Annotated in this window: 12 protein-coding genes; 11 read left to right on the top strand and 1 reads right to left on the bottom strand. The window is 52.3% G+C overall.

Going from position 1 to position 12,417, the window contains the following annotated elements; genetic code table 11:
- Window positions 1-191: 191 nt before the first annotated feature.
- The 6 genes from topA to acnA all read left to right on the top strand — a co-directional run bounded on the left by topA (window position 192) and on the right by acnA (window position 7,826).
- Window positions 192-2,789, top strand: a complete 2,598-nt coding sequence (gene topA, locus J1G48_RS12190) for a type I DNA topoisomerase (RefSeq protein WP_000513597.1) — start codon at window positions 192-194, stop codon at window positions 2,787-2,789.
- Window positions 2,790-3,199: 410 nt separating this feature from the next.
- A complete protein-coding gene (gene cysB, locus J1G48_RS12185) occupies window positions 3,200-4,174 on the top strand; it encodes an HTH-type transcriptional regulator CysB (RefSeq protein ID WP_000776233.1) in 975 nt (324 codons plus the stop codon).
- A 280-nt stretch (window positions 4,175-4,454) separates the two neighbouring features.
- Window positions 4,455-4,595, top strand: a complete 141-nt coding sequence (locus tag J1G48_RS12180) for a YmiA family putative membrane protein (protein ID WP_213083631.1) — start codon at window positions 4,455-4,457, stop codon at window positions 4,593-4,595.
- Window positions 4,596-4,766, top strand: coding sequence for a hypothetical protein (locus J1G48_RS12175; RefSeq protein ID WP_000029027.1), 171 nt, complete (start codon window positions 4,596-4,598; stop codon window positions 4,764-4,766).
- Window positions 4,767-4,875: 109 nt separating this feature from the next.
- On the top strand, window positions 4,876-4,968 hold the full coding sequence (ymiC, locus tag J1G48_RS23335) for a small membrane protein YmiC (RefSeq protein WP_223148964.1): 93 nt from the start codon (window positions 4,876-4,878) through the stop codon (window positions 4,966-4,968).
- Between the two features lie 182 nt (window positions 4,969-5,150).
- Complete coding sequence (gene acnA, locus J1G48_RS12170; protein WP_000099470.1) at window positions 5,151-7,826, top strand: aconitate hydratase AcnA; 2,676 nt, start codon at window positions 5,151-5,153, stop codon at window positions 7,824-7,826.
- A 55-nt stretch (window positions 7,827-7,881) separates the two neighbouring features.
- Here the strand turns inward: acnA and ribA are convergent, their stop codons facing one another.
- The gene (ribA, locus tag J1G48_RS12165; protein WP_001176284.1) at window positions 7,882-8,472 is read right to left on the bottom strand and encodes a GTP cyclohydrolase II; all 591 of its coding nucleotides are present in this window, start codon (window positions 8,470-8,472) and stop codon (window positions 7,882-7,884) included.
- 195 nt (window positions 8,473-8,667) lie between these two features.
- Here ribA and pgpB point away from each other — a divergent pair, with 195 nt between their 5' ends.
- The 5 genes from pgpB (at window position 8,668) to yciH (ending at window position 12,320) form a co-directional block, all read left to right on the top strand.
- On the top strand, window positions 8,668-9,432 hold the full coding sequence (gene pgpB, locus J1G48_RS12160; protein WP_000948651.1) for a phosphatidylglycerophosphatase B: 765 nt from the start codon (window positions 8,668-8,670) through the stop codon (window positions 9,430-9,432).
- A gap of 149 nt (window positions 9,433-9,581) precedes the next feature.
- Window positions 9,582-9,890 (top strand): LapA family protein, encoded by a 309-nt coding sequence (locus tag J1G48_RS12155; protein WP_000876301.1) that lies wholly within the window; start codon window positions 9,582-9,584, stop codon window positions 9,888-9,890.
- 6 nt (window positions 9,891-9,896) lie between these two features.
- Window positions 9,897-11,066, top strand: coding sequence for a lipopolysaccharide assembly protein LapB (lapB, locus tag J1G48_RS12150; protein WP_000891378.1), 1,170 nt, complete (start codon window positions 9,897-9,899; stop codon window positions 11,064-11,066).
- A 190-nt stretch (window positions 11,067-11,256) separates the two neighbouring features.
- Window positions 11,257-11,994, top strand: coding sequence for an orotidine-5'-phosphate decarboxylase (gene pyrF / locus J1G48_RS12145; protein WP_001675160.1), 738 nt, complete (start codon window positions 11,257-11,259; stop codon window positions 11,992-11,994).
- Window positions 11,994-12,320 carry a stress response translation initiation inhibitor YciH gene (gene yciH / locus J1G48_RS12140; protein WP_001285199.1) on the top strand — a complete coding sequence of 109 codons (327 nt, stop codon included), beginning with the start codon at window positions 11,994-11,996 and terminating at the stop codon, window positions 12,318-12,320. The genes pyrF and yciH overlap by 1 nt, the downstream gene beginning before the upstream one ends.
- Window positions 12,321-12,417 lie beyond the last annotated feature (97 nt).

The following is a 12,417-nucleotide window of genomic DNA, read 5'->3' as shown; positions in this document are numbered from 1 at the left end:
TCGTGCTATAGCGCGTGTGTGCAAAAAAGCCTGTTAACTCAGTCACCTGAGGGTTACATTTCGTACACAAAGCCAGTACAAGGGGTTGATATCCGCAGACGCAGAGACCATATATCGTTGTCTCGTCGCCAGTGGAAGGTGAATCAACGTGCGACGCATTCCTGGAAGAATCAACTTAGGTAAAGGTGAATATGGGTAAAGCTCTTGTCATCGTTGAGTCCCCGGCAAAAGCCAAAACGATCAACAAGTATCTGGGTAATGACTACGTGGTGAAATCCAGCGTGGGTCATATCCGTGATTTGCCGACCAGTGGCTCAGCAGCTAAAAAGAGCGCCGACTCTACCTCCACCAAAACGGCTAAAAAGCCCAAAAAGGATGAACGTGGCGCTCTCGTCAACCGTATGGGGGTTGACCCGTGGCACAACTGGGATGCGCACTATGAAGTGCTGCCCGGTAAAGAGAAGGTCGTCTCTGAACTGAAACAGTTGGCGGAAAAAGCCGACCACATCTATCTCGCAACCGACCTTGACCGCGAAGGGGAAGCCATTGCATGGCACCTGCGGGAAGTGATCGGCGGCGATGACGCGCGCTACAGTCGCGTAGTCTTTAACGAAATAACCAAAAATGCCATTCGCCAGGCGTTTGAACAGCCGGGCGAGCTGAACATTAACAGGGTCAACGCCCAGCAAGCGCGCCGCTTTATGGATCGCGTGGTAGGCTATATGGTCTCGCCGCTGCTGTGGAAAAAGATCGCCCGTGGTTTGTCGGCAGGTCGCGTTCAGTCTGTCGCGGTCCGTCTGGTCGTTGAACGCGAGCGCGAGATTAAAGCGTTTGTTCCGGAAGAGTTCTGGGAAATTGACGCTAATACGACGACGCCGTCTGGCGAGGCGCTACCGCTACAGGTCACGCATCAGAACGACAAGCCATTCCGGCCGGTAAATCGCGAGCAGACGCTTGCTGCGGTGAGCCTGCTGGAAAAAGCCAGCTATAGCGTGCTGGAGCGAGAAGACAAGCCGACCAGCAGCAAGCCAGGCGCGCCGTTTATCACCTCCACGCTACAACAGGCGGCCAGCACCCGGCTGGGCTTTGGCGTGAAGAAAACCATGATGATGGCGCAGCGTCTGTATGAGGCGGGCTACATCACCTATATGCGTACAGACTCCACCAACCTGAGTCAGGATGCGGTCAACATGGTGCGCGGCTATATTGGCGATAATTTCGGCAAGAAATACCTGCCGGATAACCCGAACCAGTACGCCAGCAAAGAAAACTCTCAGGAAGCGCACGAAGCGATCCGTCCTTCCGACGTTGCGGTCATGGCGGAGTCGCTGAAAGACATGGAGGCTGACGCGCAGAAGTTGTATCAGCTAATTTGGCGTCAGTTTGTCGCCTGTCAGATGACGCCAGCACAATATGACTCCACTACGCTTACCGTTGGTGCAGGCGAGTTCCGTCTGAAAGCGCGTGGGCGTATTTTGCGCTTTGACGGCTGGACAAAAGTGATGCCGGCGCTGCGTAAAGGCGATGAAGATCGCACATTGCCTGCCGTGAATAAGGGCGATGCGCTGACGCTACTTGAATTGACGCCTGCTCAGCACTTTACTAAACCGCCAGCCCGTTTCAGCGAGGCTTCTCTGGTTAAAGAGCTTGAGAAGCGCGGTATTGGTCGTCCGTCTACCTATGCGTCGATTATCTCGACCATTCAGGATCGCGGCTATGTTCGCGTTGAAAACCGTCGCTTCTATGCGGAAAAAATGGGTGAAATCGTCACCGATCGGCTGGAAGAAAACTTCCGCGAATTGATGAACTACGATTTTACTGCGCAGATGGAAGATAGTCTGGATCAGGTTGCGAATCACCAGGCCGAGTGGAAAGCGGTACTGGATAACTTCTTCAGCGATTTTACTCAGCAGCTCGATAAAGCCGAGAAAGATCCGGAAGAAGGGGGGATGCGTCCTAACCAGATGGTGCTGACCAGCATCGACTGTCCAACCTGTGGCCGTAAAATGGGAATTCGTACTGCCAGTACGGGCGTTTTCCTTGGATGTTCAGGTTATGCGCTTTCGCCGAAAGAGCGTTGTAAAACGACCATTAACCTGGTGCCGGAAAATGAAGTTCTGAACGTGCTGGAAGGCGACGACGCCGAAACCAACGCCCTGCGCGCCAAGCGTCGCTGCCAGAAGTGCGGTACGGCGATGGACAGCTATCTGATCGATCCGAAGCGTAAATTGCATGTGTGTGGTAATAACCCGACCTGTGACGGCTACGAGATTGAAGAAGGCGAGTTCCGCATCAAAGGGTATGACGGCCCGATCGTTGAGTGTGAGAAATGTGGTTCCGAAATGCACCTTAAAATGGGGCGTTTTGGTAAGTACATGGCCTGTACTAACGACGAATGTAAAAATACCCGTAAGATCTTGCGTAACGGCGAAGTTGCGCCGCCGAAGGAAGATCCTGTTCCATTACCGGAACTGCCGTGTGAAAAATCGGACGCGTACTTTGTGCTGCGCGATGGCGCCGCAGGGATATTCCTGGCGGCCAATACGTTCCCGAAATCACGCGAAACGCGCGCGCCATTAGTCGAGGAGCTTTACCGGTTCCGCGATCGCCTGCCGGAAAAACTGCGGTATCTGGCGGATGCGCCGCAGCAGGATCCGGAAGGTAATAAAACCGTTGTTCGCTTTAGCCGCAAAACAAAACAGCAGTACGTTGCGGCGGAAAAAGACGGGAAGGCGACGGGATGGTCAGCGTTCTTCGTCGACGGCAAGTGGGTTGAAGGTAAGAAATAACCCCGGCCTGTCGCCACTGTAGTCAAGCGGGCCGCGTAAGCGGCCCTTTTTTATATCCCCTTCATACTTCAAGTGGCTTATGTGTTGGCTACGGATTACTCGGCCCATCTATGGCCTCGCCCTGACGGGCCGTCGCACGCGACGTTCAAATCTGCTCCCGGCAGATTTGTCGCTCACCCCAGTCATATAGTTATCTATGCTCCTGGGAACTCACTCCCTTGCCGCCTTTAAGCAACTCGAATTATTTTAGGTATAGCGGTCTTATTATTTTATCGCGCTGGCTATACAGTTCAGATATAAATGATATAGTGGTTATAGTTAACACCTTTTTTATTATTAAATCGTATTAGCAGCCCGATTAAGTCTGCAGATAAACGATGGCCTGATGGCGCTAATCTGGATGATGTATTATGAAATTGCAGCAGCTTCGTTACATTGTTGAAGTGGTTAATCATAACCTTAACGTCTCCTCTACCGCTGAGGGGTTGTATACTTCCCAGCCGGGGATCAGCAAGCAGGTTAGGATGCTGGAAGATGAGCTTGGCATCCAGATTTTCGCCCGCAGTGGTAAGCATCTGACTCAGGTGACGCCCGCAGGTCAGGAGATTATTCGTATTGCGCGTGAGGTGCTTTCCAAAGTCGATGCCATTAAGTCGGTCGCCGGCGAGCACACCTGGCCGGATAAAGGCTCGCTCTATATTGCCACTACCCATACTCAGGCGCGTTACGCATTGCCAGGCGTGATTAAAGGCTTCATCGAGCGTTACCCGCGCGTTTCGCTGCATATGCACCAGGGGTCGCCAACGCAGATTGCGGAAGCGGTATCGAAAGGGAACGCCGATTTCGCGATTGCCACGGAAGCGCTGCATTTATATGACGATCTGGTGATGTTGCCATGCTATCACTGGAACCGTTCGATAGTGGTGACGCCGGATCATCCATTGGCGGCAACGTCTTCCGTAACGATCGAAGCGCTGGCGCAGTATCCGCTGGTGACGTATACCTTCGGCTTTACCGGGCGTTCCGAACTGGATACCGCTTTTAATCGCGCAGGATTAACGCCGCGGATCGTCTTTACTGCAACCGATGCGGATGTGATTAAAACGTATGTCAGGTTGGGACTGGGCGTTGGCGTCATTGCCAGCATGGCGGTCGATCCGCTTGCCGATCCTGATTTAGTGCGGATTGACGCGCACGATATTTTTAGCCACAGCACCACAAAAATTGGTTTTCGCCGTAGTACTTTTTTACGCAGCTATATGTATGATTTTATCCAGCGTTTTGCGCCACATCTGACGCGTGATGTGGTGGATACGGCGGTGGCGTTGCGTTCTAATGAAGAAATTGAAGCGATGTTTCAGGATATAAAGCTGCCTGAAAAGTAATATCACCGTCGGTTTGTGTCGTAGTGGCATGGCAGACAAAGCCGCCTTTTGCAATATCCCTCGAAGTATTACGGGTAATGATCAGCAAAATAGTGTTGAATTACCCGTCCCGCCAGTTTCTTTTTCCAAATAGTTATCTTGAGTCAAAAGATTGATTTATTCACTGGCAACGATTCGTAAATTGACTGGATTTTTGACTAAAGTTTATTTAGGATTTGTCTCATCTGATGATTAATTGTACCGATTGTTTGGTGCTGAAATGATAAGTGATACCGATAGCATGAGGTTAGTAATGCCTTCTGAAAACCAGGAACCGCGCCGCGACCCTGAGCTCAAACGTAAAGCATGGCTGGCGGTTTTTGTGAGTTCTGCGTTGTTCTGGGTAGTGGTAGCGCTTGTTATCTGGCATTGGTGGGGCTAAGTGAGCATTACGTCGGAACGCGAGCGCGTGGTCGCGCCCCCGATTCAATCTGGTGACGATGATAACACCCCGGATACGACCGTTTTTCGGTCTGTTCCGCAACACTGGACGCTCACACCGCAGCAGCGGGCATTTATTGATGCTTTTGCTGACGAGGTGTCACAAAAATAATATTCGTCTTTTTATTGGCGTTACTGTTTTATTAACGCTGTCTTATTACACCGCAGCAACCGTGTGCTGAGCGCTTCTCAGTATTGATTAAACACAGTTGGTGTCGCCTATGTTAACGTCAAATATAAAGTATTGGTCATGGACTGGCGCGTTTATATTATCGCTACTGTTCTGGGCCGAGTTAATCTGGATTGCCGTCTAATCTCGTCAAAGCCCGATAATGCGTTATTTATCGGGCTTTTTCATCTTCGTTCCTCGCCTGTTAGGTTTCTCCTCTTTTAGCAATTTGGGTTGTTATCAAAACGTTACATTTTGTTTGTGTTATCTTTAATACAACCCTGTGGAGAATCAGGGTAACGCAACCCTGTCATTTAAGGAGGAGCTATGTCGTCAACCCTACGAGAAGCCAGTAAGGATACATTGCAGGCCAAAGATAAAACGTATCATTACTACAGTCTGCCGCTGGCTGCCAAATCCCTGGGCGATATCGCCCGTTTGCCCAAATCACTTAAAGTGTTACTGGAAAACCTGTTGCGCTGGCAGGACGGCGAATCTGTGACTGATGAAGATATTCAGGCGCTGGCCGGTTGGCTTAAAAATGCCCATGCCGATCGTGAAATTGCCTGGCGGCCCGCCCGTGTCCTGATGCAGGACTTTACCGGCGTGCCTGCCGTTGTCGACCTGGCGGCGATGCGTGAAGCCGTTAAACGCCTCGGCGGCGATACGTCGAAAGTGAACCCGTTATCGCCGGTTGATCTGGTTATTGACCACTCTGTGACGGTCGATCATTTCGGCGATGACGATGCGTTTGAAGAAAACGTGCGGCTGGAAATGGAACGTAACCATGAGCGTTATATGTTCCTGAAATGGGGAAAGCAGGCATTCAGCCGTTTCAGCGTGGTGCCGCCCGGCACCGGCATTTGCCATCAGGTTAACCTGGAATACCTGGGTAAAGCCGTCTGGAGCGAATTACAGGACGGGGAGTGGATTGCTTACCCGGACTCGCTGGTGGGGACTGACTCCCATACGACCATGATTAATGGTCTGGGCGTATTGGGGTGGGGCGTGGGCGGTATCGAAGCGGAAGCGGCGATGCTTGGTCAGCCCGTGTCGATGCTTATCCCGGATGTTGTCGGCTTTAAGTTAACCGGTAAGCTTCGGGAGGGGATCACCGCTACTGACCTGGTGCTAACCGTCACGCAAATGCTGCGTAAGCATGGCGTCGTGGGTAAATTTGTTGAATTTTATGGTGATGGTCTGGATTCGCTGCCGTTGGCGGATCGCGCGACCATCGCTAATATGTCGCCGGAATATGGCGCCACCTGTGGTTTCTTCCCTATTGACGCCATCACCCTGGAATATATGCGATTAAGCGGACGTAGCGACGATCTGGTCGAGCTGGTTGAAGCCTACGCGAAGGCGCAGGGAATGTGGCGTAATCCCGGAGACGAACCGGTATTTACCAGTACGCTGGAACTGGATATGGGCGATGTCGAGGCCAGCCTGGCCGGGCCGAAACGCCCGCAGGATCGCGTGGCGTTAGGCGATGTGCCGAAAGCCTTTGCCGCCAGCGCCGAGCTGGAGCTGAATACCGCGCAAAGAGATCGCCAGCCGGTTGACTATACGATGAACGGACAGCCATATCAGCTTCCGGATGGCGCTGTCGTCATTGCCGCCATCACCTCCTGCACGAATACCTCGAATCCCAGCGTGCTGATGGCGGCGGGATTACTGGCGAAAAAAGCAGTAACGCTGGGGTTGAAGCGTCAACCGTGGGTCAAGGCTTCTCTGGCGCCGGGGTCAAAAGTGGTATCTGACTATCTGGCGCAGGCCAAACTTACGCCTTATCTGGATGAGCTCGGTTTTAACCTGGTCGGTTATGGCTGTACGACCTGTATCGGGAACTCTGGTCCGTTGCCGGAGCCTATTGAGACCGCGATTAAAAAAGGCGATCTGACGGTAGGGGCCGTGCTTTCCGGTAACCGAAATTTTGAAGGGCGTATCCATCCGCTGGTGAAAACGAACTGGCTGGCGTCGCCGCCGCTGGTGGTCGCGTATGCGTTGGCCGGAAACATGAATATTAACCTCGCGACAGACCCGCTGGGGTACGATCGTAAAGGCGATCCGGTATACCTGAAGGATATCTGGCCTTCGGCGCAGGAAATTGCCCGCGCCGTTGAACTGGTATCATCAGATATGTTCCGTAAAGAGTATGCGGAAGTGTTTGAGGGCACGGAAGAATGGAAATCGATTCAGGTTGAATCGTCCGATACCTACGGCTGGCAGTCGGATTCAACCTATATTCGCCTGTCGCCTTTCTTTGATGAAATGCAGGCCCAGCCTGCGCCAGTCAAAGATATCCACGGCGCGCGTATCCTGGCGATGCTGGGGGATTCGGTAACGACCGACCATATTTCTCCGGCCGGCAGTATCAAGCCGGACAGTCCCGCCGGACGCTATCTGCAAAACCACGGCGTTGAGCGGAAGGATTTTAACTCCTATGGATCACGGCGCGGCAACCATGAAGTGATGATGCGCGGTACGTTCGCCAATATTCGTATTCGCAACGAAATGCTGCCCGGCGTCGAAGGTGGGATGACGCGGCATTTGCCGGGTACGGAAGCGATGTCGATTTATGATGCTGCGATGCTCTACCAGCAGGAAAAAACGCCGCTGGCGGTAATTGCCGGGAAAGAGTATGGGTCGGGATCGAGCCGTGACTGGGCGGCAAAAGGTCCGCGGCTGTTAGGTATCCGCGTGGTGATCGCCGAGTCGTTCGAACGTATCCACCGCTCAAACCTGATTGGGATGGGGATCCTGCCGCTGGAGTTTCCACAGGGCGTAACGCGTAAAACGCTGGGACTGACCGGGGAAGAGGTGATTGATATCGCGGATCTGCAAAACCTGCGCCCTGGCGCGACCATTCCGGTGACGTTAACGAGATCGGACGGCAGCAAAGAAACGGTGCCTTGCCGCTGTCGCATTGATACCGCCACCGAGCTGACTTACTACCAGAATGACGGCATATTGCACTATGTCATTAGAAATATGCTGAACTAAAGCCGTTTATCGGGCCTGCCGTAAACAGGCAGGCCCGCGCTTTAATACCGGTGGCTTACTTGCTTAGTAGGTGGCCCATTTTGGCCGCTTTAGTATCGAGATAATGCTCATTATTTGGATTACGACCCACAATGAGCGGAACGCGTTCGACGATATTAATTCCCGCCTCGGTCAGTATTTCGACTTTCTTCGGATTATTGGTCAGCAGGCGAACTTCATCTACGCCCAGTAATTTGAACATATCCGCGCACAGGGTGAAATCACGCTCATCGGCGGCAAAGCCGAGCTGATGATTGGCCTCCACCGTGTCATAGCCTTGATCCTGTAACGCATAAGCGCGAATTTTATTAAGCAGGCCGATATTGCGGCCTTCCTGACGGTGGTAAATCAGAATACCGCGTCCTTCTTCCGCAATATGCGTCAGCGCGGCTTCCAGTTGAAAACCACAATCACAGCGCAGACTAAAAAGCGCGTCCCCGGTAAGACATTCGGAATGAACGCGAGCCAAGACCGGCGTTTTACCTGAAATATCGCCAAAAACCAGCGCGGCATGGTCGTGTCCGGTTGCCAGTTCTTCAAATCCCACCATCAGAAAGTCACCCAATGGGGTTGGCAGTTTGGCTTCTGCCACACGTTTAAGCTGCATGTATTTCTCCAGATTATGCTGACGCCTGCGGTGTCGTCGCCTGTTGGATTGTATCCCGCTATTTTGCCATAAGGCGGCGGTCATCACCTAATCACTACCACGTAATTGCTCAGGAATGGCACAAATTTGTCAATTTTCCAGTCCGGCGAGAATTTTCAGTTATGATTGTGATACTTACTTATAAAAGGAGCATCCATGCTTTCAATTGCGAGGCGCACCGCGGCAGGCGCCGCCCTGTTGCTTATCATGCCGCTTGCCGTATGGGTATCAGGCTGGCAGTGGCAGCCAGGACATCAGGTCTGGTGGCTAAAAACGCTATTCTGGATAACGGAAACCGTGACCAAACCCTGGGGCGTTATCACGCATGTGATTCTTTGTGGATGGTTCTTATGGTGCCTGCGATTTCGCCTGCGCGCCGCCATTATGCTGTTTGCGATCCTCGGCGGGGCGATTATCGTCGGGCAGGGTGTGAAGTCATGGGTAAAGGAGCGCGTACAGGAGCCGCGGCCATTTGTGGTCTGGCTTGAAAAAACGCACCATATTCCCGTCGATGAGTTCTACACTTTAAAGCGTACAGAACGCGGACATTTAGTGAAAGAGCAGTTGGCCGGGCAACAGAACATCCCCGTTTTCCTGCGTCAGCACTGGCAAAAAGAGACGGGCTTTGCGTTTCCCTCCGGACACACCATGTTTGCAGCGAGCTGGGCGCTTTTGGCCGTGGGTCTGTTATGGCCGCGCAGACGGACTTTCACCATCGCGTTTTTGTTAGTCTGGGCGACCGGCGTAATGGGCAGCCGTTTGCTTCTGGGAATGCACTGGCCGCGAGATTTAGTGGTCGCCACGCTCATCTCCTGGCTATTAGTTACCCTGGCGACCTGGCTGGCGCAGCGAATTTGCGGGCCGCTTATGCCGCCTCGCGAAGAAGCGCAAGAAATTGCTGAACGCGAGCAGGAAAGCTGACAACGGTTGATTTTCTGACTATTGCCCTTAAATCATCTGATGGTGGGCGCATTTCCATTTCGCGCGAGGCGGGAAAATGGTAATTTAGAAGGCTGGATGCGGTAAGTTGGACACGATTTATTCGCGCAAACCACATAACGGGAAGTAATGTGAAATATTTACTCATTTTCTTACTGGTATTGGCGATTTTTGTTATTTCGGTGACGCTGGGCGCGCAGAATGATCAACAGGTGACGTTTAACTACCTGCTGGCGCAAGGGGAGTATCGTATCTCCACGTTGCTTGCTGTGTTGTTCGCCGTCGGTTTTGCGATTGGCTGGCTGATTTGCGGCCTGTTCTGGCTGCGGGTCCGCGTTTCCCTTGCCCGTGCTGAACGTAAAATTAAACGACTGGAAAACAAGCTCTCGCCAGCAACCGACGTTGCGGTCCCTGCCGACTCGTCGGTTGTAAAGGAATAATCATTTATGTTGGAGTTGTTATTTCTGCTGTTGCCTGTAGCCGCTGCCTATGGGTGGTATATGGGTCGCAGAAGTGCGCAACAAACAAAACAGGATGAAGCTAACCGCCTGTCGCGCGATTATGTCGCAGGGGTTAACTTCCTGCTGAGTAACCAACAAGATAAAGCGGTGGATCTGTTCCTCGATATGCTTAAAGAGGATACGGGCACCGTTGAGGCTCATCTCACTCTCGGTAATCTGTTTCGCTCTCGCGGCGAAGTCGATCGCGCCATTCGTATTCATCAAACGCTCATGGAAAGCGCTTCATTGACCTATGAACAGCGTTTACTGGCTGTTCAGCAACTGGGGCGCGACTATATGGCCGCCGGTTTATATGACCGCGCGGAAGATATGTTTAACCAACTTACCGACGAAACGGAATTTCGCGTAGGCGCGTTACAGCAGCTCTTGCAAATCTATCAGCTAACCAGCGACTGGCAAAAGGCGATCGAAGTAGCAGAACGGCTGGTGAAGCTGGGCAAAGATAAACAACGTATCGAAATCGCCCATTTTTACTGTGAGTTAGCGTTACAGCAGATGGGCAACGACGACATGGATCGCGCGATGGCGTTGCTGAAAAAAGGTGCCGCCGCAGATAAAAATAGCGCCCGGGTGTCTATCATGATGGGGCGCGTTTATATGGCGAGAGGGGATTACGCCAAAGCGGTCGAAAGCCTGCAACGTGTGATCGTTCAGGATAAAGAGCTGGTCAGCGAAACGCTGGAGATGCTGCAAACCTGTTATCAACAGCTCGGTAAAAATGCCGAGTGGGCGGAGTTTTTACGTCGCGCCGTTGAGGAGAATACCGGTGCTGGCGCTGAGTTAATGCTTGCCGATATTCTGGAAGCGCGTGAAGGTAGTGACGCAGCTCAAGTCTATATCACGCGTCAGCTACAGCGACATCCTACCATGCGGGTGTTCCATAAGCTGATGGATTACCATCTCAACGAGGCGGAAGAAGGGCGAGCGAAAGAAAGCCTGATGGTACTGCGTGATATGGTTGGCGAGCAGGTGCGCAGTAAACCGCGGTATCGTTGTCAGAAATGCGGTTTTACCGCCTATACCTTGTACTGGCACTGTCCGTCCTGCCGGGCATGGTCGACCATTAAACCTATTCGCGGACTTGATGGGCAGTAGTATATAAAAAAAGCTTCAATTTAGTTACAACATACTTGATGACGTAAAGCTAGAAACGACGCTGGCATCGGCGGCCAGGGCTTATCAGGTTGTCAATCGAACCTGTTAATTTCCCTGCGCCGCAGGTAGAATGCACGCCGTTTATCCAATTTGCGCCACTTCCGGTGCCCATCATCAAGAAGGTCTGGTCATGACGTTTACTGCTTCATCTTCTTCCTGCGCTATTACTGAATCGCCTGTCGTTGTGGCGTTGGATTACCATGAACGCGATAAAGCCCTGGCGTTTGTCGACAAAATCGATCCTCGCGATTGTCGCTTAAAAGTGGGCAAAGAGATGTTCACGCTGTTTGGTCCACAACTCGTTCGGGATCTCCAGCAACGTGGGTTTGATGTCTTTCTTGATCTAAAATTTCATGATATTCCCAACACCACGGCCCGGGCAGTCGCCGCAGCGGCAGACCTGGGCGTCTGGATGGTAAACGTTCACGCGTCTGGTGGGGCGAGAATGATGGCCGCAGCGCGCGACGCGCTGGCGCCATTCGGTAAAGATGCGCCGTTGCTCATTGCCGTGACCGTGTTGACCAGTATGGAAACCAGCGATCTACACGATCTGGGCGTGACGTTGTCACCGGCGGAACATGCGGAGCGGCTGGCGCGCCTGACGCAGCAATGCGGGCTGGATGGCGTGGTCTGTTCCGCTCAGGAAGCTGTCAGATTTAAACAGGCCTTTGGCGCTGCATTTAAGCTGGTGACGCCGGGCATTCGGCCCGCAGGCAGCGAGGCAGGCGACCAGCGACGCATTATGACGCCCGAACAGGCATTATCCGCTGGCGTCGACTATATGGTGATTGGCCGCCCGGTTACGCAATCGGTAGATCCGGCGCAAACGCTGAAGGATATTAACGCGTCACTGAAACGGGAGGCATAATGAGCGATTCCAATAGTCGTCTGGTTTATTCAACACAGACGGGGCGCATTGAAGAACCTAAAACGGCGCCGGTTCGTCCCAAAGGGGATGGTATCGTTCGCATTCAGCGTCAAACCAGTGGCCGTAAGGGTAAAGGCGTATGTTTGATTACCGGTATCGAGATGAATGATGCGGAATTAACCAAACTGGCGGCTGAACTGAAGAAAAAATGCGGCTGTGGCGGGGCAGTAAAAGAAGGGATTATTGAAATTCAGGGTGATAAACGCGACTTGATAAAATCATTGCTGGAAGCTAAAGGAATGAAAGTAAAATTAGCTGGCGGCTAATGAAAACGCCACGGTTGTAAATTACCGTGGCGTAAAAGTCAACTTTGTCTATTTTTGTAATCCAGACCTGAAAAGAATAAACGTATTATTTTGAGCC

It is taken from the genome of Salmonella sp. SAL-020 (genome assembly GCF_017372215.1).
GTDB classification, from domain to species: domain Bacteria; phylum Pseudomonadota; class Gammaproteobacteria; order Enterobacterales; family Enterobacteriaceae; genus Salmonella; species Salmonella enterica.
This window is presented reverse-complemented; position numbering and strand designations above follow the sequence as displayed.

Bases quoted from the DNA above. Each gene is read 5' to 3' on its own strand.
- topA (WP_000513597.1), top strand. From the start codon at position 192: ATGGGTAAAGCTCTTGTCATCGTTGAGTCCCCGGCAAAAGCCAAAACG.
- cysB (WP_000776233.1), top strand. From the start codon at position 3,200: ATGAAATTGCAGCAGCTTCGTTACATTGTTGAAGTGGTTAATCATAAC.
- J1G48_RS12180 (WP_213083631.1), top strand. From the start codon at position 4,455: ATGAGGTTAGTAATGCCTTCTGAAAACCAGGAACCGCGCCGCGACCCT.
- ymiC (WP_223148964.1), top strand. From the start codon at position 4,876: ATGTTAACGTCAAATATAAAGTATTGGTCATGGACTGGCGCGTTTATA.
- acnA (WP_000099470.1), top strand. From the start codon at position 5,151: ATGTCGTCAACCCTACGAGAAGCCAGTAAGGATACATTGCAGGCCAAA.
- ribA (WP_001176284.1), bottom strand. From the start codon at position 8,472: ATGCAGCTTAAACGTGTGGCAGAAGCCAAACTGCCAACCCCATTGGGT.
- pgpB (WP_000948651.1), top strand. From the start codon at position 8,668: ATGCTTTCAATTGCGAGGCGCACCGCGGCAGGCGCCGCCCTGTTGCTT.
- lapB (WP_000891378.1), top strand. From the start codon at position 9,897: ATGTTGGAGTTGTTATTTCTGCTGTTGCCTGTAGCCGCTGCCTATGGG.
- pyrF (WP_001675160.1), top strand. From the start codon at position 11,257: ATGACGTTTACTGCTTCATCTTCTTCCTGCGCTATTACTGAATCGCCT.
- yciH (WP_001285199.1), top strand. From the start codon at position 11,994: ATGAGCGATTCCAATAGTCGTCTGGTTTATTCAACACAGACGGGGCGC.